Origin of the sequence: Burkholderia sp. Bp8991, assembly GCF_003853795.1 — a bacterium.
In the GTDB taxonomy this organism is placed as follows: Bacteria; Pseudomonadota; Gammaproteobacteria; order Burkholderiales; family Burkholderiaceae; genus Burkholderia.
Genome location: NZ_QTQJ01000019.1, coordinates 15,817 through 37,233, shown reverse-complemented (window position 1 = coordinate 37,233; position 21,417 = coordinate 15,817). Strand labels below are relative to the sequence as shown.

General features: G+C 70.4%; 21 protein-coding genes. 7 read left to right on the top strand and 14 right to left on the bottom strand.

Translation table 11 applies throughout. The annotated features are described in order from the left end of the window. Positions 1-237: 237 nt before the first annotated feature. From DIE02_RS21560 to DIE02_RS21530, 7 genes are all read right to left on the bottom strand, one after another. Complete coding sequence (locus DIE02_RS21560) at positions 238-882, bottom strand: alpha/beta hydrolase (protein ID WP_124486557.1); 645 nt, start codon at positions 880-882, stop codon at positions 238-240. 13 nt (positions 883-895) lie between these two features. Next, entirely contained in the window at positions 896-1,213 is a 318-nt protein-coding gene (locus DIE02_RS21555) for a ferredoxin (protein WP_044846759.1), read from the bottom strand. Positions 1,214-1,359: 146 nt separating this feature from the next. Next, positions 1,360-2,511 (bottom strand): VanZ family protein, encoded by a 1,152-nt coding sequence (locus tag DIE02_RS21550; protein WP_124486558.1) that lies wholly within the window; start codon positions 2,509-2,511, stop codon positions 1,360-1,362. A gap of 19 nt (positions 2,512-2,530) precedes the next feature. Continuing rightward, entirely contained in the window at positions 2,531-3,154 is a 624-nt protein-coding gene (locus tag DIE02_RS21545; RefSeq protein ID WP_044846778.1) for an ABC-type transport auxiliary lipoprotein family protein, read from the bottom strand. Positions 3,155-3,243: 89 nt separating this feature from the next. Further along, positions 3,244-4,179 carry an MlaD family protein gene (locus DIE02_RS21540; RefSeq protein WP_124486559.1) on the bottom strand — a complete coding sequence of 312 codons (936 nt, stop codon included), beginning with the start codon at positions 4,177-4,179 and terminating at the stop codon, positions 3,244-3,246. A gap of 27 nt (positions 4,180-4,206) precedes the next feature. Continuing rightward, a complete protein-coding gene (locus DIE02_RS21535) occupies positions 4,207-5,136 on the bottom strand; it encodes an ABC transporter ATP-binding protein (RefSeq protein ID WP_124486560.1) in 930 nt (309 codons plus the stop codon). Next, positions 5,133-6,257 carry an ABC transporter permease gene (locus tag DIE02_RS21530; protein ID WP_044846763.1) on the bottom strand — a complete coding sequence of 375 codons (1,125 nt, stop codon included), beginning with the start codon at positions 6,255-6,257 and terminating at the stop codon, positions 5,133-5,135. Before DIE02_RS21530 ends, DIE02_RS21535 begins: the two co-directional genes overlap by 4 nt. A 331-nt stretch (positions 6,258-6,588) precedes the next feature. On the opposite strand from DIE02_RS21530, the gene DIE02_RS21525 reads away from it, so the two are divergent. Further along, positions 6,589-8,658: a bifunctional 2',3'-cyclic-nucleotide 2'-phosphodiesterase/3'-nucleotidase gene (locus tag DIE02_RS21525; RefSeq protein ID WP_124486561.1), complete on the top strand. Its 2,070-nt coding sequence runs from the start codon at positions 6,589-6,591 to the stop codon at positions 8,656-8,658. Between the two features lie 14 nt (positions 8,659-8,672). Then, positions 8,673-9,518, top strand: a complete 846-nt coding sequence (locus DIE02_RS21520; protein WP_124486562.1) for a tetratricopeptide repeat protein — start codon at positions 8,673-8,675, stop codon at positions 9,516-9,518. 43 nt (positions 9,519-9,561) lie between these two features. Here the strand turns inward: DIE02_RS21520 and DIE02_RS36350 are convergent, their stop codons facing one another. Then, entirely contained in the window at positions 9,562-10,416 is an 855-nt protein-coding gene (locus tag DIE02_RS36350; protein ID WP_311766854.1) for a hypothetical protein, read from the bottom strand. Positions 10,417-10,641: 225 nt separating this feature from the next. On the opposite strand from DIE02_RS36350, the gene DIE02_RS21510 reads away from it, so the two are divergent. The 3 genes from DIE02_RS21510 (at position 10,642) to DIE02_RS21500 (ending at position 12,815) form a co-directional block, all read left to right on the top strand. Continuing rightward, positions 10,642-11,562, top strand: coding sequence for a biotin--[acetyl-CoA-carboxylase] ligase (locus tag DIE02_RS21510; protein ID WP_124486563.1), 921 nt, complete (start codon positions 10,642-10,644; stop codon positions 11,560-11,562). Then, entirely contained in the window at positions 11,559-12,347 is a 789-nt protein-coding gene (locus DIE02_RS21505) for a type III pantothenate kinase (protein ID WP_124486564.1), read from the top strand. Before DIE02_RS21510 ends, DIE02_RS21505 begins: the two co-directional genes overlap by 4 nt. A gap of 225 nt (positions 12,348-12,572) precedes the next feature. Continuing rightward, on the top strand, positions 12,573-12,815 hold the full coding sequence (locus DIE02_RS21500; protein WP_044846779.1) for a hypothetical protein: 243 nt from the start codon (positions 12,573-12,575) through the stop codon (positions 12,813-12,815). A gap of 16 nt (positions 12,816-12,831) precedes the next feature. Here the strand turns inward: DIE02_RS21500 and rfaE2 are convergent, their stop codons facing one another. From rfaE2 to DIE02_RS21465, 6 genes are all read right to left on the bottom strand, one after another. Beyond that, positions 12,832-13,317 carry a D-glycero-beta-D-manno-heptose 1-phosphate adenylyltransferase gene (gene rfaE2, locus DIE02_RS21495; RefSeq protein ID WP_124486565.1) on the bottom strand — a complete coding sequence of 162 codons (486 nt, stop codon included), beginning with the start codon at positions 13,315-13,317 and terminating at the stop codon, positions 12,832-12,834. Positions 13,318-13,479: 162 nt separating this feature from the next. Beyond that, positions 13,480-14,358 (bottom strand): ferritin, encoded by an 879-nt coding sequence (locus DIE02_RS21490; RefSeq protein WP_059451551.1) that lies wholly within the window; start codon positions 14,356-14,358, stop codon positions 13,480-13,482. A 486-nt stretch (positions 14,359-14,844) separates the two neighbouring features. Beyond that, the gene (locus tag DIE02_RS21480) at positions 14,845-16,071 is read right to left on the bottom strand and encodes a patatin-like phospholipase family protein (RefSeq protein ID WP_124486567.1); all 1,227 of its coding nucleotides are present in this window, start codon (positions 16,069-16,071) and stop codon (positions 14,845-14,847) included. A 24-nt stretch (positions 16,072-16,095) separates the two neighbouring features. Continuing rightward, positions 16,096-16,848 (bottom strand): PhaM family polyhydroxyalkanoate granule multifunctional regulatory protein, encoded by a 753-nt coding sequence (locus tag DIE02_RS21475; protein WP_124486568.1) that lies wholly within the window; start codon positions 16,846-16,848, stop codon positions 16,096-16,098. A gap of 79 nt (positions 16,849-16,927) precedes the next feature. Further along, on the bottom strand, positions 16,928-17,755 hold the full coding sequence (locus DIE02_RS21470; protein WP_124486569.1) for an enoyl-CoA hydratase/isomerase family protein: 828 nt from the start codon (positions 17,753-17,755) through the stop codon (positions 16,928-16,930). Positions 17,756-17,885: 130 nt separating this feature from the next. After that, positions 17,886-18,878, bottom strand: a complete 993-nt coding sequence (locus DIE02_RS21465; protein ID WP_059465886.1) for a fumarylacetoacetate hydrolase family protein — start codon at positions 18,876-18,878, stop codon at positions 17,886-17,888. Between the two features lie 127 nt (positions 18,879-19,005). Here DIE02_RS21465 and DIE02_RS21460 point away from each other — a divergent pair, with 127 nt between their 5' ends. Continuing rightward, on the top strand, positions 19,006-19,881 hold the full coding sequence (locus DIE02_RS21460) for an IclR family transcriptional regulator (protein ID WP_044846196.1): 876 nt from the start codon (positions 19,006-19,008) through the stop codon (positions 19,879-19,881). A 155-nt stretch (positions 19,882-20,036) separates the two neighbouring features. Then, positions 20,037-21,320, top strand: a complete 1,284-nt coding sequence (locus tag DIE02_RS21455; protein WP_124486570.1) for a DUF3108 domain-containing protein — start codon at positions 20,037-20,039, stop codon at positions 21,318-21,320. Positions 21,321-21,417 lie beyond the last annotated feature (97 nt).

Here is a 21,417-nt window from a genome sequence, read left to right as displayed (position 1 = left end):
TTTTCGGGAACCGTGGCCCGGGCGGCCGCACGCCGACTTCGAGAGGATGGCGAGGCTTCGCTGCGAGAGAGGGTGATCGAAGCCGCGCGAAAGGCGTGCGCAGGCGCCGTGCAAGTCGGATTGCGCCGCGCCGCAGCGAGCATGTGCGACCGTGCCGTGACACGATGCGGCGCGATGTCGCGCGAGCGGCGACATCGCACGCGTGCGGCAGCGGCGCCGCACGCCGGGTTCAGCGCATCAACGCCACGCGTCGACGATGATGCGCTTCAGCACGTGCAGCTTGCGATGGAAGAAATGCTCGGCGCCGGGGATCACGACGACCGGCAGTTCCTGCGGCCGCGCCCAGTCGTACACCGACGCGATCGGCACCGTGTCGTCGGTTTCGCCGTGGATCACCAGCGTGTTCTCCGGCACCTCGGCGACCTGCCAGCGGCTCGCGGCCGTGCCGACGAACACCATCCGCTCGATCGTCTCGCCCGCGTCGCGCAGCCGCTTCGCGACATGCGACAGCACGAAGGTGCCGAACGAGAAGCCCGCGAGCACGAGCGGCAGGTCCGCACACGCGGGCTGCGCGCGCATGTGCGCGAGCACGGCAAGCAGGTCGTCGGCCTCACCGATGCCGTTGTCGTGCACGCCCTCGGTCGCGCCGACGCCGCGGAAGTTGGACCGGTACACCACGTAGCCGAGCTGGACCAGCGTGCGCGCAAGGGTTTGCGCGACCTTGTTGTCCATCGTGCCGCCGAACAGCGGATGCGGGTGCGCGACGAGCGCGATGCCGCGCGGCGCGGCGCTGCCGTCGCGCATGGCGTCCGGCAGGTCGACCGCGATTTCGATCTGCCCGACCGGGCCGGCGATCAGCGACTTCTGCGTATGAACGTTCATTCTGCCGGCCCGCTCAGATCTTCAGGCGCTCGACGACCTTGCCGTCGCGCAGGTGCGATTCGACGATCTCGTCGATGTCGGCCTGGTCGACGTACGTGTACCACGTGCCTTCCGGATACACGACCATCACGGGCCCTTCCTCGCAGCGGTCGAGGCAGCCGGCCTTGTTGATGCGGACCTTGCCGGGCCCCGCGAGGCCGAGTTCCTTCACGCGCTTTTTCGCGTATTCCTGCATGGTCTGCGCATCGCATTGCGCGCAGCTCGGACGCTCGGCGCCCGGGTCGCGCTGGTTCAGGCAGAAGAAGACGTGGTGCTGGTAGTAGGAATCCATGATGGTGACGAGCGGCCCGGCGCGGTGCCGGGCGGAAAGAGGGGCGATCGCCGTTGCGCGCGGCAACGGATGTGCGGACGATTATAACGAGCGGCGCGCGCCGCTGCCCGCGACCGAACCGTGGCCGCCCTGCCCGGCGTGCCGCGTCAGCGCCGCGGCGCGGCCGGCAGCCACGCGTGCTCGACGCGCTGGCCGAGCCAGATCAGCGCCGCGTAGGGCCAGATCCACGCGAGCCAGCGCGCGATGCTGTTGAAGTGCACGTAGCGGCCCTGCCGCCAGCCCGACAGCGTGAAGTCGAAGAACGGGTTGACAGGCAGCAGGTTGACGAGCGCCACGCCGGCCAGCAGCGCGAGCGCCGCGAGCAGCGCGCGCCACGCGGCCGGCACGCGCAATGCGAGCAGGGCCGCCGCGAAGCCGAGCTCGATGCCGAGCCGCGCACCGGGCGTCGCCCACACGACGACGAGGCCGGTGCTCGACTGCATGAAGGTCGCAGCCGCCTTCAGCGCGAGCGTCGCGACGACGAACCCGATCAGGAGCCGCACGCGCGGCGCGCGCTCGCGCATCGCGAGCGACGCGATCGCCAGCGCGGCGAACAGCATCAGGCCACCGAGCGCGGCTTCCCACGCGGAGTCGGACAGCCAGCCGTCGACACGCTCGGGCCATTCGCTCACGCGCCACGCGGCCGGCAGCCACGCGAGCAGCGCGTCCTGCATCGAGCCGTCGGCGCGTTCCCACAGCGCGGCCGGCCAGTCGCCGATGCCGAACAGGAACGGCGACGGAAACAGGATCGCGAACGGCCACAGTCCGGCGAGCAGCAGCGGCGTCGCGCCGTCGGGCTCGAACCACGCGAAGCGCAGCCGGCGCAGCGCGCCGCGCTCGAGCAGCGCGCCGGTGGCCGGTGCGGCGAGCGCCGCGCCGAGCAGCGCGCCGAGCGCGTTGGCCGCGAGGTCGAGATTCGACGCGACACGCGTCGGAAGGTAGGTCTGCAGCGCCTCCATCGACCCCGACAGCAGCACGCCGAGGCCGCCCACGATCAGCGTCGCGACCACGCCGCGCCAGCGCGGATGCAGCGCGAGCACGCCGAGCGCGCCGAACGGCAGGTAGCCGAGCACGTTGGTGACCACGTCGAACGCGGTCACATAGCGCTGCATCGGCGCGAACAGGTAGTCGAACGGCCCGATGCCGAGCGACACCCAGCCGTCGAACGGATACAGCGATGCATAGACGACGAGCGCCGCATACGCGGCGAACGCCTGCCGCGCCAGCGACGACGCGCGCGACGTGCCCGGCGCGCTCATCGCGGCTGCGCGTGGTGCGTCACGGGTTGCCCGCGTACGCCTGCACGCCGACCCACGCGGCGATCTGCGACACGAGCTCGTCGCTCGCGGCCGCGAGCGCACGCGCGCCGCCTTCCGCATCGGGCGTGCTCGACGGCGCGCGCGCGACGAAGGTGCGCTGGCCGAGCACCTTGCCGTCCTGCATCAGCGTCGCGCGCGCGGTGACCGCGCCGTGGCTCTGCGACTGCCCGTCGAACACCTGCTCGAATTCGTTCAGGTCGACCTTCAGCGTCGGCGCGCGCACGCCGTCGGTACCTTCGAGCACCGCGCCGCGCGACGACAGCGCGCCGCGCAGCCGCTGCGTGAGCAGTTGCGCGGGTGGCGCGGTCCAGCGGCTGTCGCGATAGACGGCCATGCGCTGCGCATCCGCATACGCGAGGCGGTAGACGAACTTGTCCGTGTCGAGCGCGTCGGGCGCGGCGACGTCGAGCACCTTCAGCGCGGGCCCGGTGCCGGCCGTGACGACCGATGCGGCCGGCCCGAGGTCGTAGCGGACGTTCGACAGCGCCGCGGCGTTGCCGGCGCAGCCGGCAGCGAACGCGAGCGTCAGCACCGCGAGCGCGGTCGCTGCCGGACGCAGCGCGCGGTCAAGGATTCGTGGCATGGCATGTTCCTGCATGATGTTTCCGGTTTTGATGGCGTGATGGCCCGGTCTCGCGCCGGGCCGGTCGAGCGGCGGGCTGGCGATGCGCTTCATTTCCGGGCCGCGGCCCCGGCCCCCGGCCAGACGAAGCCCGCCTCGCCGGGCCCGGGCGCGGAGCCGGGCGAGCCGAACAACAGACTGCGCGGGTTGCGGCCGAGTTCACCGGCGACGTCCTTCAATTGCCGCGACGCATCGCCGACGCTGCCGGCCAGCGCGTTGAAACGCGGCAGCGTGTCGTACTGGACCCGCGCGTTCAGGTCGTTCAGCGCGACGCCGACCTGCTCGGCAGCCGAGCCGGCCTTGTTCAGGTTCGACACGAGCGGCCCGTTCGGCTGCAGCAGCGTGTTCGCCGATGCCATCGCGCGATCGACCTGGTGCATCGTCTCCGGCAGCGCGGCCACCGCCGGCGCGAGCTGCTTCGACAGCGTCGCCGCGCCGTCCGCCGCGTGCTGCAGGCTTTCGGCCGTCGCGCGCAGCTGCTCGCGCATCTCCGGCGACATCAGCGCGTTCGCGCTTTTCGCCGCCAGCTCGAGCTGCCGCAGCAGCACGTCGCCGCGCTCCTGGATCTGGTCGAACAGGCTCGGCCGCATCGGGATCTGCGCGATCGCCTTCGGCGACGACGGCAGCGGCGCCAGGTCGCGCCCCGTATCCTCGAGCTGCACGAACGCGATGCCCGTCACGCCCTGGAAGCCGAGGCTGCCGTAGGTCGACTGCGTGATCGGCGCGTCGCGATCGACGAGGATCCGGATCCGAATCTGGCCCGGATGCGCGCGATCGAAGCCGATCGACTGCACCTTGCCGACGTCGAGGCCGCGAAAACGCACGGCCGCATCGGGGAACAGGCCCGTCACGTTGGTGCGCGCGAGCAGGTCGTACGGCACGCGCACGGTACGGTCGACGTTGAACCAGAACACGGTGCCCGCGATCGCGAGCGTCAGCGCGATCGTGAACAGGCCGGCCCAGAACGCATGTGATTTGTTTTCCATTCGCGGGTTCCTTGCTTCTTGCCTTGCTTACAGATCGACGCTCGACGGCGCCGGTTCGAGGGCCGCCTTCGGCAGCTTCGCGCGCCGCTCGGGCGGCAGCGCCTGCAGTGCGCGGCGCCCGCGCAGCCCCAGGAAATATTCGTGGATGAACGGATGGTCGACGTTCGCGGCCTCCTCGACGGGGGCCGCGACCAGCACCTTGCGGTCGGCCAGCACCGCGACGCGCGTCGACAGCGCGACCATCGTGTCGAGATCGTGCGTCACCATCACGACCGTCAGCCCGAGCGTGCGGTGCAGCGTCGCGATCAGCTCGACGAATTCGTCGGACGCCTGCGGGTCGAGGCCGGCGGTCGGCTCGTCGAGGAACAGCAGTTCCGGCTCGAGCGCGATCGCGCGCGCGATGCCGACCCGCTTCACCATCCCGCCCGACAGCGCGGCCGGCATCTTCGACGCGTGCTTGCACGGCAGCCCGACCATCTCGAGCTTCAGCATCACGATGTCGTGCAGCAGGTCGGGCGGCACGCGGCCGAGCTCGCGCAACGGCTGCGCGACGTTGTCGAACACCGTCATCGACGAAAACAGCGCGCCCTGCTGGAACAGCATCCCCGAGCGCGTGCGCATCATCCGCGCGGTCGCGTCGTCGATCTTCGACGTGTCCTCGCCGAACACCTTGATCGTGCCCGACGTCGGCCGCTCGAGGCCGAGGATCTGCCGCACCAGCGTCGTCTTGCCCGAGCCCGAGCCGCCGACGATCGCCACGATCTCGCCGCGCCGCACGTCGAAATCGAGCTTCTGGTGAATGATGTTGCGCCCGTAGCGCTTCGTCAGGTTGCGCACCTCGATCACGAGGTCGTCGCCGGGCACGGCGGCGCCCGGCGGCGTGCCGACCGAGCCTGCGCCGATTGCCGCGGCATGTGCGCTGGCGGCACCGGCCGCCGGTTCGTTCGACGCGTTCATCCGAGCCCCACGTTCTGGAACAGGATCGCGAACACCGCGTCGGCGAGGATCACGACCGTGATCGACGAGACGACCGAGGTCGTCGTCCCTTCGCCGAGGCTCTGCGAGTTCGCCTTGATCCGGAAACCGAAATGACAGGCGACCAGCGCGATCAGCATGCCGAACACGACACCCTTGCCGATGCCGATGTACAGGTTCGCGATCGGCACGACGCCCGGCAGCGAGCGCACGAAATAGTTGACGTCGATGCCGAGCACCAGCTTCGCGGCGAGCGCGCCGCCGGTGAGCGCGATGATGTTGGTCCACATCACGAGCAGCGGCATCGCGACGCCGAGCGCGAGCACGCGCGGCAGGATCAGCCGCAACCCGTGCGGGATGCCCATCACGCGCATCGCGTCGAGCTCCTCGGTCACGCGCATCACGCCGATCTGCGCGGTGATCGCCGAGCCCGAGCGGCCCGCGACGAGGATCGCCGACAGCACGGGCCCCAGCTCGCGGATCACCGACAGCCCGAGGATGTTCACGATGTAGCGGTTCGCGCCGAACATCTGCAGCTGCTGCGCGGACAGGTAGCTCAGCACGATGCCGATCAGGAACGCGACCAGCGCGGTGATCGGCAGCGCCTGGGCGCCGGCGCTGTAGATGTTCGCCGAGGTTTCCTTCCACGGCATCGTCTGTGGGCGGCGCAGCACCGACAGCGCATCGAGGATCACGAGGCCGAACATCGCGATGCCGCCCTGCAGGTGTTCGGCGAACGCGAAGATCGCCTGGCCGAGGCGCGTGACGGGATCGAACCGCACGACGCGCTCGGGCGCCTCGCGCTGGCTGTCGAGGCGTTCGATCCGCTCGAAGATCGTGCGCTGCGTGGCGGACAGCTCGACGCCGGCCGGCAGCTTGCGGCCCCACACGCGCCACAGCGCCTGGCCGCCGACGTGGTCGAGTCGCTCGATGCCGGACAGATCCCATTCGTTCACGCGCCCGGACGCGATGCCCGCGATGCGGCGCGCGACCGCGCCGCGGTTGCGCGCAAGCGCGAGTGCGGTCCATTGGCCGTACAGGCGCACCGTCTGACCCTGGCCGCCGGCGTCGACCGACAGGCCGGGAGGAGTCTCGAAGTCCAAGGGCGGATTGTTTGCAAAAGGATGACAGCGGCCATTGTAGCGAACCGCCCGGCGCCGCGACGTGAGGATTGCCGTCGGGGCGCGCGGCCGGGAGCGCGTGGCGGGGCACGCGTGGCCGGCGCGTCGGGCCGCGGGCATCCGGTTGCGGGTGCCCGGCCCGCCACGGCGCACCGTTCGCCGCCGGACCGGCATGCCGGGCGCGACCTTTCATTCTTCCGTCACGTTTCCTTTCGATACTCTCACGCGCCGCACATCAGGCCGTCGGCGCCCGCGCCGCCATCTCGCGGCGCGCCTCGCGATTCATAGAACAGAACACCGAACAGGACAATCGATGCGTCTCCCCCCGCTTTCCCGCCGCCGCGCGACCGCCGCCGCCGCGCTCGCCAGCCTCGCCTTCGCCCTCGCCGGTTGCGGCGGCGACGACGTCACCGCTCCGCCGTCATCGCAGACGCAGGCCCAGGCGCCCGCCGGCACGACCGCCACGCTCGCGCTGCTCGAAACGACCGACCTGCACACCAACGTGCTGTCGTACGACTATTTCAAGCTCGCCGCCGACAAGTCGCTCGGTTTCGAGCGCGTGTCGACGCTGATCGCGCAGGCGCGCGCGCAGTACCCGAACACGCTGCTGCTCGACAACGGCGACACGATCCAGGGCACCGCGCTGTCGGACTACCAGGCGCTCGTGAACCCGATCGGCTGCGACCAGACGCTCGCGATCTACAAGGTGATGAACGCCGCGAAGTTCGACGGCGGCGGGATCGGCAACCATGAGTTCAACTACGGGCTGCCGTACCTGTCGCAGGTGACCGGCAACACGTTCGACGTCGACGGGCTGCCGGCCCCCGCACAGCAGAAGAAGTGCGCGGGCCCGAACTTCCCGCAGGTGCTCGCGAACGTGATCAGCGCGAGGACCAACGCGCCGCTGTTCACGCCGTACACGATCCTCACCCGCACGGTGACGGCCGTCACGCCCGACGGCAAGACCGTCAGCGCGCCGGTGAAGATCGGCATCATCGGCTTCACGCCGCCCGCGATCATGAGCTGGGACAAGCGCTGGCTCGACGGCAAGGTCTACACGACCGGCCTGAAGGAAGCGGCCGAGAAGTACGTTCCGGAGATGCGCGCGAAGGGCGCCGACCTCGTCGTCGCGATCTCGCACGGCGGCCTCGACAACACCGCGTACTCGCCGACGATGGAGAACGGCAGCTGGTGGCTGTCGAAGGTGCCCGGCATCGACGCGATGCTGATCGGCCACTCGCACCAGGTGTTCCCGGACGCGAACAGCACCGTCGCGCAGTTCAACCTGCCGGGCGTCGACAAGGCGAAGGGCACCGTCAACGGCGTGCCGACCGTGATGGCCAACTACTGGGGCAAGCATCTCGGCGTGATCAAGCTCGGTCTTGAGTTCGACGGCAAGACGTGGACCGTCGACAAGTCGCAGACGACCGTCGAGGCGCGGCCGATCCAGAACGCGGACAAGAGCTACGTCGCCGCCGATCCGTCGGTGTCCGCCGCGATCGCCGCCGAGCACCAGGCGACGATCGACTACGTGAAGACGCCGATCGGCTCGACCGACTACCGGATGAACTCGTACTTCGCCGACGTCGGCGATCCGGGCGCGATCCAGATCGTCAACGAGGCACAGGCCGACTACGTGAAGACCTACGTGCAGGCGAACCTGCCGCAATACGCGTCGCTGCCGGTGCTGTCGGTCAGCGCGCCGTTCAAGAGCGGCTTCGGCGGCGGCAGCGACTACACCGACGTCGCGCCCGGCGCGCTCGCGATCAACAACGCGGCCGACCTGTACCTGTATCCGAACACCGTGTACGCGGTGAAGGTGAGCGGCAGCGACGTGAAGAACTGGCTCGAGACGGCCGCGAAACGCTTCAACACGATCGACCCGACCCAGGCGACCGTGCAGCCGCTCGTCAGCAGCTTCCCCGGCTACAACTTCGACATGTTCACGTCCGCCGATCTCGCGTACGAGATCGACGTCACGCAGCCGGTCGGCAGCCGCATCAGGAACCTGACGTACAAGGGCGCGCCGATCGACCCGAACGCGCAGTTCATCGTCGCGACCAACAACTACCGCGCGAGCGGCGGCGGCAACTTCCCGGGCCTCGACGGCAGCAAGACGATCTTCGCGTCGCCCGACGCGAACCGCGACGTGCTGATCGCATTCATCAAGAAACGCGGCGCGATCACGCGCGCGGCCGACGGCGCGCAGCGCAGCTGGCGCTTCACGAAGCTCGCGAGCTCGGTCGCGCACGTGCGGTTCACGTCCGCGCCGAACCGGCTCGGCGACGCGGCGGCTGCCGGCCTGAGCGGCCTCACGCAGGTCGCGGCCGACGACGGCTCGGGCAAGAACCTCGCCGTCTACGAGATCGACCTCACGCAATGACCATGAGACCCGCGATGCAACCGATCCGGACGATGCGGCCGGCCGAGGCCGGCTTCACCGCCGCCGCGCGGCGCGTGCTGCGCGCGAAACTCCCGCCGGCCGCGTTGCTCGCGGCGGCGGCCGTGACCGTCGCGGCCGTGGTCGCCGCGACCGGCTGGCGCGCCGCCGGCCCCTCGCCGAGCGCCGCGCAGCTCGACGAATGGCAGGCGATGGTCGCGCAGGCCGTCGAGCCGCATGCGCTCGCGCAGTTGCGCGCCCTCGCGCGCCGCGGTTCGGGCGACGCGCAGGCGGCGCTCGGCATCGCGCTCGTCGATGCGCGCGAGCCGGGGCTGCGCGACGAGGGGCGCGGCTGGCTGGAAACCGCCGCGCAGGCGGACGGCCGTGCCGACACGCCGGCCGCGCGGCGTGCGCAGCTGGCGCTCGGCAAGGCTCTGCTGCTCGGCAGCGGCGACATCCCGAAGGATTACGCACGCGCCCGCGCGCTGCTCGGCGAAGCGGCCGGACAGGGCGATCCGGCCGCCGCGTATTACCTCGGGCTGATCTATCGCAGCGGCTACGGCACCGCCGCGGACGCCGTGCAGGCCGCGCACTGGTTCGAGCTCGCGTCGCGCGCGGACCTCCCGGCCGCGGACTTCATGCTCGCGAACGCGTACCGCGAAGGCAGCGGCGTGCCGCGCGACGAAGCGCGCGCGCTCGCGCTGTATCGCCGGGCGGCGGAACACGAGTTGCCGGAAGCCGTGCAGACGCTCGCGATGGCGTATCGCAACGGCGAGCTGGGGCTCAAGCCCGACGCGGACGAATTCCACGCGCAGTGGATCGAAACCGCGCATGCGCTGAAGCACCCGGTCATCGCGCCGTGATGCGCGCGAGCCGCCTGGCCGGGTGCCGTCGCGGCATCCGGCGTCAGGCGGCGCCGCTGCGCGCGGGTCGTTCCAGACGCATGTACGAGTCGGACACGATCAGTCCGAAGACGATGTGATCGAGCGCGCTCACCCAGCCTCGCGCGTCGGCGAACCACGGGAACAACTGCGTCATGCCGTAGTAGTTGACGACGTACAGCAGCACGCCGAACACGGCCCCCGCCACGCTGGCCATCCCGATGCTCGAATCCAGGCTGAAACACGCAATGATCACGGCCAGGACCAGCGCAAATACGATCGACAACGCGAAGTGCACGCCCAGCGCGGCCAGCAGCGTCCCCACTTCGACCGTGGCCGACGGCGCGAGCGCGTCATCGCCGAAGTAGATGGCCGCGATCATGCGCAGCGGCGCCCACGCGTCGTGTCCGATGATTGCCGCCGCGACGACCTGGACGACGAGGAAAACCGCACCGGCCACGCACCCGCCGATCACGGCGGCTCGCCACACCGGAATGCGGCGCACGTAATGGTGCGAATGCATGTGGAGTTGCATGGCCATCTCCTTGAAAACGGTCGGCCGCCGCATCAGCGCCGGTGCGTACGCGACGTACCCGCTCGCACCGCCGACCATGCCGACTCGAGCGAGTCCATCAGCCGGCGACAGGCACACGTCGTCGGGAGCCCGGCGGCATCGGCGATCCGGCGCGTCTTGCGGTGAAGGCGCGCGAACAGGCTGGACGGGCTCGAACCCGAATGAAGCGGGTTCATCGCCATTTCCGTCGATGCGGCAACGACGAGGACGCGCCGGCGCGCGCCGATTCGTCTGCGTTACTGCCGGCAACACCGTCGAACGCGCCGCCAGAGCGGATACTTCGAACGTAGTCGTGCCGGTCTCCAAATTCAAGATGCCGGCCGGCGGCGGTACGCGACTGTGCCGGGTTCGGCAGGCGCAAGCGGCAACAGGCCCGCGGTCAAGCAGGACACAGACTGCGAGCATTCGCGCGCGCCCGTGCAAGCCGAGCCTGAAAAACAGGTAGCCGAGCCGGATGCGCGGCCATCATCGTGGATATTGCTGCCGGTGCTTCCACGCGCCCCTTGCGCCCCTGTCGCTACAATAGCCACCATGAACGCCCCCACCTCCTCCGACACGCCCGATTCCGGCGACGCGCACATCGCGCGCAACCGGCTCGAGGCGCACCTGGATGCCGCGCCGCGCGCGTGGCCGCTCGACATCGTTGCCGCCACCGGCTCGACCAACGCCGACGTCGCGACGCGCCTCAAGGCGCTGCCGCGCGCCGCAAACGCGCTGCCCGCGCCGCTCGTGCGCGTCGCGTTCGAGCAGACGGCCGGCCGCGGCCGGCAAGGCCGCCCGTGGTTCGCGCAGCCCGGCAACGCGCTGCTGTGCTCGGTCGGCTGCATCGTGCCGCGCCCCGTGGACGCGCTCGGCGGCCTCAGCATCGCGATCGGCGTCGCGCTCGCGGAAGGGCTCGCCGCGCTGCCGCTCGACGCCCGCACGCGCGTCGCGCTGAAATGGCCGAACGACCTGCTGCTGACGGTCATCGACGACGGCACGCCGCGCATCGTCGGCAAGCTCGCCGGGATCCTGATCGAAACCGTCTGGACCACCGCCGACGCGACCGCCGTCGTGATCGGCTTCGGCATCAACGTGCGCGGCGCGGAAGCCGTCGCCGCGCAGGTCGACGCGCTGCGCGCGCGCGAAGCGACGCTCGCGAGCGGGCTGCCGCCGGCCGCGCTGTCGGCCGCGTGCGCATCGGCCAACCTCACCGATACGCTCGCCGCGGCGCTGAACGCGCTCACCCCCGCCCTCGCGCAGTTCGGCACCGACGGGCTCGCGCCGTTCCTGCCGCGCTGGCACGCGCTGCACGCGTACGCGGGGCGCGAAGTCGTGCTGCTCGAACAGGGTGTCGAACGCGCGCGCGGCATCGCGACCGGCATCGACGCGACCGGCCAGTTGCTGCTCGACACGCCCGATGGCGTGCGGGCGATCGCGGCCGGCGACGTATCGCTGCGCGAAGCGCAATGAACGAACCGCATCTGCTGATCGACGCCGGCAACAGCCGGATCAAGTGGGCGCTCGCCGACGCGCAGCGCACGCTCGTCGACACCGGCGCGTTCGGCCATACGCGCGACGGCGGCGCCGATCCCGACTGGTCGGCCGTGCCGCGTCCGCGCGGCGCATGGATCTCGAACGTCGCGGGTGCCGACGTGGCCGCCCGGCTCGACGCGCTGCTCGACGCCCGTTGGCCCGGCCTGCCGCGCACGACGATCCGCTCGCGGCCCGCGCAATGCGGCGTGACGAACGGCTATACGACGCCCGAACAGCTCGGCAGCGATCGCTGGGCCGGTTTGATCGGCGCGCATGCGGCGTTTCCGGGCGAGCATCTGCTGATCGCGACGTTCGGCACGGCGACGACGCTCGAAGCGCTGCGGGCGGACGGTCGTTTCACCGGCGGGCTGATCGCGCCGGGCTGGGCGTTGATGATGCGCGCGCTCGGCACGCACACCGCGCAATTGCCGACGCTGACCACCGACATCGCGAGCGGGCTGCTCGCGGGTGCGCAGGCCGAGCCGTTCCAGGTCGATACGCCGCGCTCGCTGTCGGCCGGCTGCCTGTACGCGCAGGCGGGGCTGATCGAACGCGCGTGGCGCGATCTCGCCGATGCGTGGCAGGCCCCCGTGCGGCTCGTGCTGGCAGGCGGTGCGGCCGACGACGTCGCGCGTGCGCTGACGCTGCCGCATACGCGGCACGATGCGCTGATCCTGTCCGGGCTTGCGCTGATCGCCGTGGAAGCGGCGGCGCAGGATTGACGTAAAACCGGCCGGCATCGCGCCGGCCGCATCGACGGATGCCCGGCTGCGGGCTTCGTCGCGGTGACGATGGAAAAACGGGCGCCGGTGCCTGGCGCCCCTGCGGAGAGCCCGGCCGCATGCGGCCCCGGTCGACGCGAACGATCGCCGGCGACGACGACGCCCGCCGTGCGACCGTCCCGACTGAACGACTGAACGACTGAACAACGACGAGGAGTGTCGACGATGCTGCGCTGGCTGATCGCTGTTCTCTTTCTCGCGAACCTGCTCGCGTTCGTCGCCGTGCGCGGCGTGTTCGGGCCGCTGCCGGCGGCCGGTCCGCGCGAACCGGGCGTGCTGTCCCGGCAGGTGCGGCCCGAGGCGCTGCATGCGATGCCGCTCGCGCAGGCGGCCGATCAGCCGGTGATCGGCGGCCCGATCGGCGCGCCGGCCGTCCCGGCCGAGCCGTTCGCGGCATCCGCGCCCTGACGGCGCGGCACCCGCATCAGGACTGCTGCGCGCGCACCTTCTTCAGCAGCGCGGTGGTCGAGCGGTCGTGCTCGAACGGAATCGCGAGCGCCCGCCCGCCCCAGCCGCGCACGATCGCCGATTCCGGCAGCGCGTCCATGTCGTAGTCGCCGCCCTTCACGAGAATGTCCGGACGGACGGCCTCGATCAGCGACACCGGCGTCTTCTCCTCGAACTTCACGACCCAGTCGACGCTTTCCAGCGCCGCGAGCAGCGCCATGCGGTCGTCCTCGCGGTTAATCGGCCGGTCGTCGCCCTTGCCGAGCATGCGCACCGACGCATCGCTGTTCACGCCGACGATCAGGCATGCGCCGAGCGCCTTCGCATCGGCGAGATAGGTGACGTGGCCACGGTGCAGGATGTCGAACACGCCGTTCGTGAACACGACGGGCGAAGGCAGCGAAGCGCGCAGCGCAACCAGGGCGTCACGGGTGATCAGCTTGCGTTCGAAGGTAGCGGGCATGATGGATTTCGGATGGCGTGAGCGGCGCGCGGTGCACGTCGCGACGGAACACGGCGGCGCCAGATAAAAAGCCCGCCGGATCGCCGGGCGGGCTTCATGCGGGAATACGGGGCGGCGAGCGCGGCCGGCGGCGCTTCACGCCGGCTGCGACGCCGCGCGGCCTCAGGCCGGTTGCGCGGCCGACGACGGGCCGCTTTCGGACTGCAGGCGGCCGGTGACTTCCTTGCGATAGCGGTTCAGTTCCTGCGCGGTCGCGAAGGTGCGCTCGAACAGGATCGACAGGTTGTGCAGGATCCGCTCGACGACCTTCTTTTCCCACTCGCCGTCGAACCGGATCTGCTCGTCGAGCCAGCGCTCGAGCCATTCCGGATCGGGCAGGCGCGACTGCACGGTGTCGCGCGGGAACAGCGCCTGGTTCACGTGCAGGTTGGTCGGATGCAGCGGCTTCTCGGTGCGGCGCGCCGATGCCATCAGCACGCCGATCTTCGCGAACGCCGCGCGCGCGACGTCGCCGCAGTTGTTCAGCGCCTTCTTCATGTAGCGCAGGTAAGCGCCGCCGTGGCGCGCTTCATCGCGCGAGATCGTTTCGTAGATGTGCTTGATGACCGGCTCGGTGTGCCAGTCGGCCGCGCAGCGATACCAGTGGTTCAGGCGGATCTCGCCGCAGAAGTGCAGCATCAGCGTCTCGAGCGGCGGCGCCGGGTCGAACTCGAAGCGCACCGCGTGCAGTTCCTCTTCGGTCGGCACCATTTCCGGCCGGAAGCGGCGCAGGTATTCCATCAGCACGAGCGAATGCTTCTGCTCCTCGAAGAACCACACGCTCATGAACGCTGAGAAGTCGCTGTCGTGCTGGTTGTCGCGCAGGAACATTTCCGTCGCGGGCAGCGCCGACCATTCGGTGATCGCGTTCATCTTGATCGTCTTCGCCTGCTCGTCGGTGAGCAGCGAAGCGTCGAACTTGTCCCACGGAATGTCCTTCTCCATGTCCCAGCGGACAGCTTCGAGCGACCTGTAAAGTTCCGGATAAAGCATGGTGTTCATGATGGTCCCACCCCTGTTCTGCGCAATGCGACTTCTCTAAACGTGACTGTTGCCGCGCGGGCGCGCGAACGCGCTTTTTGCAGCCAAGACTCTAATTTTACGCGTGAATCCAGCCCCCGGACGCAGATTCCGCGTTCGGCAGCCGGGCGGCCGCGTAGCCGCCTTGAAGCACGCCGCGACCCCGCTCCGCTCGAACGGAACCGACCGCGCGTGCCTGATGTGGGGGCCGGCGCAGGCCGGCTCGGTGGCGAGCCCGCCCGGCGCCACGCGGTCCCCGGACGGGTTCCCGTGCGACCGCCGGACCGGCGGGCTGCTCGATATGGTGTATACGGCGGCGGCCATGATAGCACGCACACATGACGGTTCCGAGACGCGGAACCGGTCGCGGGCCGCCAACGGCGGTGCGGCGATCGGTCGCAGGCCCCGTCGCGAAAACGCAACCGAAATGTAAGCTGAGTCGCTTTCGGGCCTGCCCGGGCCTGTCGGTCAGACCCGTATTTCGCCTGTCGCGAGACCGCCTTCGGGCGGCGTGCCGGCCGCCGGCGCGCTGCCGCCGTCGGCCCGGGCGATCCAGTCCGCCAGCGTGTCGCGCTGCGCGCGTCCGTCGCGGTAGCCGAGTTCGATCAGTTCGCGCGTGAACGCCTCCTCGAACAACAGGTAGCTCGCGAACGACGCGCCGGCGGGCTGGCTGCCGCCGATCGCGCCGAGCAGCCCGCGCATCGTCGCCGGCATCTGCTTCAGGTGTTTCGCGGCGATCAGCTCGATGCGCTCGGACGGCGCGATCGCGAGCACGTCGACGTGCCGCCAGCCGCTGTCGACTTCGACCTGGTGCGGCAAATGCTCGATCATCCGGTTGATGTGCTCGATCCGCTCGATGTCCGAGCCGATCGAGTCGAGAAACACGCTCGCGAGCACCTGCTGGCCGATCTGCGCGGGCGTCGGGTAACCGCGCACCAGCCCCGAGCCGTTCGCGGCGGGAATTTCGGGCCGCGGATCGGCCGCGCCGACGACGACGATCCGGTCCGCGCCGAAGTGGATCGCCGGCGACAGCGGCGCGACCTGGCGGATCGACCCGTCGCCGAAGTATTCGATCTGGCCGTCGAGCACGAGCGGCACGGCCGGGAACACGAACGGAATGGCCGACGACGCGAGCAGGTGCGACGCCGACAGATCGACGAGCCGTGCGGTGCGCTGCGCGCGCCGCCATGCCTGGATCGGCTCGGCGGCCTGGTAGAAGGTCAGGTGCCGGCCGCTCGAATAGCTGAGCGCCGTCACCGACAGCGCATGCAGCAGGCGGGCCTCGAGCATCTGCTCGATCCGGTGGAAGCTCAGCTCGCGCTGCAGCAGGTGCGCGAGCGGCGCGTTGTCGAGCAGCCCGCGCGGCGAGCGGCGCGCCGCCCAGCCGAAGGTCATCGTCGCGAGCCAGCGTGCGCCCGCCGCGGCGATGCCGAGCCAGTCGGTGCGATACACGTAGTCCGCGCGCAGCGGCTCCCAGAATTCGAGCAGGCGCCGCACGCCGTGCGAAAAGTCGTCAGCATGGCTTGCGATCGACGTCGCATTGATCGCGCCGGCCGATGACCCGCAGACCACCGTGAACGGCACCGTATGCCGGTTCGAATCGGCCTCGCGCGCGATTTCGGCCAGCGCCTTCAGCACGCCGACCTGATAGGCGGCGCGTGCGCCGCCTCCCATCAGCACGAGCGCGAGCCGCATGATCGACCTGCTATCCGGTTCGCGTCACGTCGAGCGCTTCGGCGGACGCGTTTCGGGCGACGAAGCGGCTGCCGCGCGCGCCGCGGCCGAATCGGCCGGCTTCGCGCGCTTCGCGGCCGGCTTGCGCGGCGCGGCGGCCGCGGCCGGCGCGGGCTGTGCCGCCCGCGCGGCCGGTGCGGTCTGCTCGGGCGGTGCTGCGTCGTCCGGTGCCGTGGGCTGCGCCCCCGGCTGCGTCATCGCGAGGCTCGCGAGCTGGTTGAACTGCGCCTGCAGCAGATTCCACCAGCCGGCCGGATCGAACGCCTGTTGCGCGGCGTCGCCAGCCGGCGGCGCGTCCGCGGCGGCGGCGTCCGGCGCTTGCTGCGCGTCGGCGCGCGGCGCGGACGCCGCTTGCGCTGCCGCAACCGCGGCCTCCTCGGCCGCCGACATCGAGCTTTGCGCGAACGCGCCGAACGCGCGCAGCGTCGCGAGCGTCGCGCGCTGCACCTCGAGTGCCTGGATCGCGGACTGCAGCATCCCGAGATTGAGCTTGAGCCATTGCTCGACCGCACGCAGATCGGTGATCCGCTTGTCGAGTTCCTCGACGCTCGTGAGCGGCGCCATCATGTCGGACATGCTCGACAGCGAAGGCGGCAGCCCCGAGGCGGTGCCGGGAAACGACGCCATCCCGCCGAACGGCGTCATCCGCATCATGTCCCACATCCGGTCGAGCATGTCGGCAGGCTTGAAACCGGCAAAGCCGGCGAAAGGATTGGAGCCGGGGGCATCGGTCGTCATACGGGCGTCCTGGTTGACTGGGGGAGCGAAGCGGCCGGCACGGATCGAGCGGCCGCCTTTGGTTCGATCATAACGCGCGTCAGAACGGTGCGTCGCCGGGGAAGTCGGGCGGGCGCCGCTCGCGCAGCGAGCGGATGCCTTCCTGCACGTCGGGCCCGGAGAAGCCCATGAATTCGAGCGCGAGCGACGTATCGAACGTCGGCCCGGCGCTGCGCAGCCAGTTGTTCAGCGCGTACTTGGTCCAGCGGATCGCCGACTGCGATCCGTGCGCGAGCCGCTCGGCAACCTCGTACGCCTTCGGCAGCAGGTCGCCCGGCTCGACCGCGAGCGACACGAGGCCGATCCGCTCGGCCTCCTCGCCGCTCACCGGTTCGCACAGCAGCAGGTAGTACTTCGCCTTCGCCATCCCGCACAACAGCGGCCACACGATCGCCGCGTGATCGCCGGCCGCGACGCCGAGCCGCGTATGGCCGTCGATGATGCGCGCGTCCTTCGCGGCGATCGAGATGTCGGCGAGCAGCCCGGCGACGAGCCCCGCGCCGACGGCCGGGCCGTGCATCGCGGACACGATCGGCTTGCTGCAGTTGATCACGTTGTAGACGAGGTCGCGCGCCTCGCGCCACACGCGCGCGCGCACGTCGAAGTCGTTCGCCATCGCCTCGACGAGCGCGAGATCGCCGCCCGCCGAAAAGCCCTTGCCCTCGCCGCGGATCACCGCGACGCGCGTGTCGGGATCGCGGTCGACGTCGCGCCAGATGTCGGCGAGCTCGCGATGCATGCGCTCGTTCGCAGTCGCGAGGCCGCTGCGGTTCGCGCCCTCGCCGCTCATCACGATGTCGAGCACGCCGTGATCGCGGCGTGTCACCTTCAGTGCTTCGTAACCGCCGTATGCGGCGAGATCGGCCATGCGCAGCTCCCGGGTTCTCGAGACGCCTGAAGCGCCTGAATCGAGTGTAGCCAAGCCCGCGCGGGCAAACATCAGGCGAAACCCGGCGCGCGGGCCGGGGCCGGGTTTCGCGTCGACTGGCGCGTCTGCGTCAGGCCGCGCCGTCGGGCGGCGCGACCGCCTGCTCGATCGCGCCGAAGATCGACTTGCCGGCCGCGTCGAACATCTCGATGCGCACGGTGTCGCCGTAGCGCATGAATTCGGTCTGCGGCGCGCCGTGCTCGATCGTCTCGAGGCAGCGCTTCTCGGCGATGCAGCAGTAGCCGCGCTTCGCGTCCTTGTTCGACACCGTGCCCGAGCCGACGATCGAGCCGGCACGCAGGTTACGCGTCTTCGCCGCGTGCGCGATCAACTGGCCGAAGTGGAACACCATGTCGGTGCCCGCGTCGGGCTGGCCAACCTTCCTGCCGTTCCAGTGGACGATCATCGGCCGGTGCACGCGGCCTTCGCGCCATTCGTCGCCGAGCTCGTCGAGCGTCACCGCGACCGGTGCGAACGCGGTGGCCGGCTTGCTCTGGAAGAAGCCGAAGCCCTTCGCGAGCTCGGCCGGAATCAGGTTGCGCAGCGACACGTCGTTCACGAGCGTGACGAGCCGCACGGCCTTCAGCGCGTCGTCCGGCGACGCGCTCATCGGCACGTCGCCGGTGATCACCGCGACTTCGGCCTCGAAGTCGATGCCCCATTCCTCGGACGGACACACGATGTCGTCGCGCGCGCCGAGGAAATCGTCGCTGCCGCCCTGGTACATCAGCGGATCGGTCCAGAACTCCGGCGGCATCTCGGCGCCGCGCGCGCGACGCACGAGCTCGACGTGGTTCACGTACGCGGAGCCGTCGGCCCACTGGAACGCGCGCGGCAGCGGCGCCATGCAGTTCGCCGGATCGAACGCGAACGCGTTGCGTGCGCGGCCGTGGTTCAGCGCGTCGTAAAGGTCGCGCAGTTGCGGCGCGTAGAACGCCCAGTCGTCGAGGACGCGCTGCAGCGTCGGTGCGATCGCATCGGCGATCGCCGCGGTGTGCAGGTCGCGCGACACGACGATCAGCTGGCCGTCGCGCGTGCCGTCCTTCAGCGATGCAAGTTTCATGGGGTATCTGCCGTTTTAGTGACGATGGAGGGAATCTATTTTACGATGGTGAATCCGTGCGGCGCGCCACGATCGTGCGCGCCGTTTTCGTCCCGACCCTTGCCGCCTTGTCGCGCCCCCGTTGCCCATGCCTGCCAGCCCGCTTCCCGACGACGATCCCGCCGATTCCGACACCGACGACACCGGCGCCGGCGAACACGGTGAAGGCGGCGAGAAGCTCCGTTCCGGCATCCAGTCGATCGAGGTCGGCTTCCGCCTGCTCGATGTGCTCACGAGCGAGCCGCGCGCGATGATGCTGCGCGACCTCGCGCAGCGCGCGGGCATGAGCCCGGCGAAGGCGCACCGCTACCTGGTCAGCTTCTCGCGGCTCGGCGTCGTGTCGCAGGATCCCGTGTCGGGCCGCTACGAGCTCGGCGGCTTCGCGCTGCAAATGGGGCTCGCGCGGCTCGCGCGCGTCGACGGCGTGAAGCTCGCGCGGATCGCGCTGACGGAGCTGCGCGACCGCGTCGACCAGACGGTCGGCATCGCGGTGTGGGGCAACCAGGGGCCGACGATCGTGCACTGGATGGAATCGAGCCATCCCGCGAAGGCGTCGCTGAAGCTCGGCGACGTGATGCCGCTGCTCGGCTCCGCGACGGGCCTGCTGTTCGCCGCGTACCTGCCGCGCAGCAAGACCGCGGCGATGCTCGAACGCGAGCTCGCCGACACGCGCCGCTCGCCGCATCACGGCGGCCCGCGCACGCTCGACGAGGTCGAGGCGGTGCTCGCCGACGTGCGTGCGCATCAGGCCGCGCGCGTCGAAGGGATGCTGCTGCCGACGATCCATGCGTTCTGCATGCCGGTGTTCGACGCGGTCGGCGAACTCGCGCTCGCGATCGTCGCGCTCGGCCAGGAAGGCATGTTCGACATCGCGTGGGGCGGCGAAATCGACACCGCGCTGCGTGCCTGCGCGCAGAAACTGTCCTACGAACTCGGCTATAGTCCGGACGCGCGCGACGCCTGACACGCCTGACACGCCTGACACGCCGGACACGCCGGGCGCGCTACACACGTGCGACACCCGCGCGATGTACCGCGAACGCGCGGCGCATCCGGCGGTCCGACGGCTGTGACGCGCGCTGCGCGCCGCGACCGCCCCAACCCTGTACCGTTTCGCCGATGCCGCCTGCCGACACCCGTCCTCGTCACGCCCCGCCCCGCCGCTGGCTGCGCGTGGGCATCGCGCTCGTGGTCGTGCTGGTGCTGCACGCGCTTGCGGCCTTGTGGCTGACGCGCAGCCGCGACGCGTTCACGCCGCCCGCGCCCGCCGCGATACCGGTGCAGATCGAATTGCTGAAGCCGCAACCGATCGAGCGCCAGCCTGCGCCCAAGCCGGCCGAACATCCGATAGAACATCCGGCCGAGCAGGCGCCGGCGAAACCGGCTCCCGCCACGCCGAAGCCTGCACCGAAGCCCGCGCCGTCGCCCGAGCCGGTCCTCACGTCGACGCAGACGGCCGAGCACGGCGAGCCGCCGCCGGCCGCCGCCTCCGCCGCGAGCGGCACGACAGGCGCATCCGGCGCGCACGCGGCATCGTCCGGCGATGCCGCCAGTGGCGCCAGTGCCGCGACGCCGGGCTCCGCGACGAGCGGCGTGAAGTTCGCGGCGCCGCCGCCCGGCGACCTGCAGTACGACACGTTCTACAACGGGATGCAGAACATGATCGGCACGATCCACTGGCGCACCGACGGGCGCACCTACGATCTGTCGGTGTCGATGCCGGTGCCGTTCGTCGGCCCATTCTCCTACCGCAGCGAAGGCCGCATCGACGCATTCGGCGTCGCGCCCGACCGCTATGTCGAGAAGCGCGGCAAGCGGCCCGAGGACATCGCGATCTTCAACCGCGAGATCCGCCAGGTGGTCTTCACGCGCACGCCGAACAACGCGCCGCTGCCCGACGGCGTGCAGGATCGCTTCAGCATGCTGATGCAGCTGTCGGGGCTCGTGCGCGGCAATCCGGCCATGTACAAGCCGGGCGTCACGCAACAGTTCTTCGTGATCGACAACAACAGCGGCGAGACCTGGCCGATCACGGTGATCGGCGACGAGGACGTGCAGACGCAGGCCGGCATCATCCGGGCACGCCATTTCATGCGGCTGCCACGCCGCGACGGCGACACGCGCCGCATCGACATGTGGCTCGCGCCGTCGCTCGACTGGCTGCCCGCGAGGCTCGTACAATCGGAACCGAACGGTTCGCAGATCGAGCTGCTGTGGCACGGCCGGCTCGCCCCGCCGGATGCACCGACCGCCGGCGCGACGCAAGGCGCAACGAAGGAAGGCGCAACCAACGCGCCTGCCAGCACACCGGCCGCGGAGCCGGCACAACCCGCGCCGCCGCCCGCCGTGCAACCGCCCGCGCCAGCGTCTGCACTGCCGGCCTCGGCGCCGTCCGCGCCGTGACGGTCGACCAATCGGCAATTTCGACCGATTAAAGGACTCGCCGAAATGGCCGATGACACTCTTTAACAACTATTTCAGTCCACCGGATCACAATAAG

Bases quoted from the DNA above. Each gene is read 5' to 3' on its own strand.
- DIE02_RS21560 (WP_124486557.1), bottom strand. From the start codon at position 882: ATGAACGTTCATACGCAGAAGTCGCTGATCGCCGGCCCGGTCGGGCAG.
- DIE02_RS21555 (WP_044846759.1), bottom strand. From the start codon at position 1,213: ATGGATTCCTACTACCAGCACCACGTCTTCTTCTGCCTGAACCAGCGC.
- DIE02_RS21550 (WP_124486558.1), bottom strand. From the start codon at position 2,511: ATGAGCGCGCCGGGCACGTCGCGCGCGTCGTCGCTGGCGCGGCAGGCG.
- DIE02_RS21545 (WP_044846778.1), bottom strand. From the start codon at position 3,154: ATGCCACGAATCCTTGACCGCGCGCTGCGTCCGGCAGCGACCGCGCTC.
- DIE02_RS21540 (WP_124486559.1), bottom strand. From the start codon at position 4,179: ATGGAAAACAAATCACATGCGTTCTGGGCCGGCCTGTTCACGATCGCG.
- DIE02_RS21535 (WP_124486560.1), bottom strand. From the start codon at position 5,136: ATGAACGCGTCGAACGAACCGGCGGCCGGTGCCGCCAGCGCACATGCC.
- DIE02_RS21525 (WP_124486561.1), top strand. From the start codon at position 6,589: ATGCGTCTCCCCCCGCTTTCCCGCCGCCGCGCGACCGCCGCCGCCGCG.
- DIE02_RS21520 (WP_124486562.1), top strand. From the start codon at position 8,673: ATGCAACCGATCCGGACGATGCGGCCGGCCGAGGCCGGCTTCACCGCC.
- DIE02_RS21510 (WP_124486563.1), top strand. From the start codon at position 10,642: ATGAACGCCCCCACCTCCTCCGACACGCCCGATTCCGGCGACGCGCAC.
- DIE02_RS21505 (WP_124486564.1), top strand. From the start codon at position 11,559: ATGAACGAACCGCATCTGCTGATCGACGCCGGCAACAGCCGGATCAAG.
- DIE02_RS21500 (WP_044846779.1), top strand. From the start codon at position 12,573: ATGCTGCGCTGGCTGATCGCTGTTCTCTTTCTCGCGAACCTGCTCGCG.
- rfaE2 (WP_124486565.1), bottom strand. From the start codon at position 13,317: ATGCCCGCTACCTTCGAACGCAAGCTGATCACCCGTGACGCCCTGGTT.
- DIE02_RS21490 (WP_059451551.1), bottom strand. From the start codon at position 14,358: ATGAACACCATGCTTTATCCGGAACTTTACAGGTCGCTCGAAGCTGTC.
- DIE02_RS21480 (WP_124486567.1), bottom strand. From the start codon at position 16,071: ATGCGGCTCGCGCTCGTGCTGATGGGAGGCGGCGCACGCGCCGCCTAT.
- DIE02_RS21475 (WP_124486568.1), bottom strand. From the start codon at position 16,848: ATGACGACCGATGCCCCCGGCTCCAATCCTTTCGCCGGCTTTGCCGGT.
- DIE02_RS21470 (WP_124486569.1), bottom strand. From the start codon at position 17,755: ATGGCCGATCTCGCCGCATACGGCGGTTACGAAGCACTGAAGGTGACA.
- DIE02_RS21465 (WP_059465886.1), bottom strand. From the start codon at position 18,878: ATGAAACTTGCATCGCTGAAGGACGGCACGCGCGACGGCCAGCTGATC.
- DIE02_RS21460 (WP_044846196.1), top strand. From the start codon at position 19,006: ATGCCTGCCAGCCCGCTTCCCGACGACGATCCCGCCGATTCCGACACC.
- DIE02_RS21455 (WP_124486570.1), top strand. From the start codon at position 20,037: ATGCCGCCTGCCGACACCCGTCCTCGTCACGCCCCGCCCCGCCGCTGG.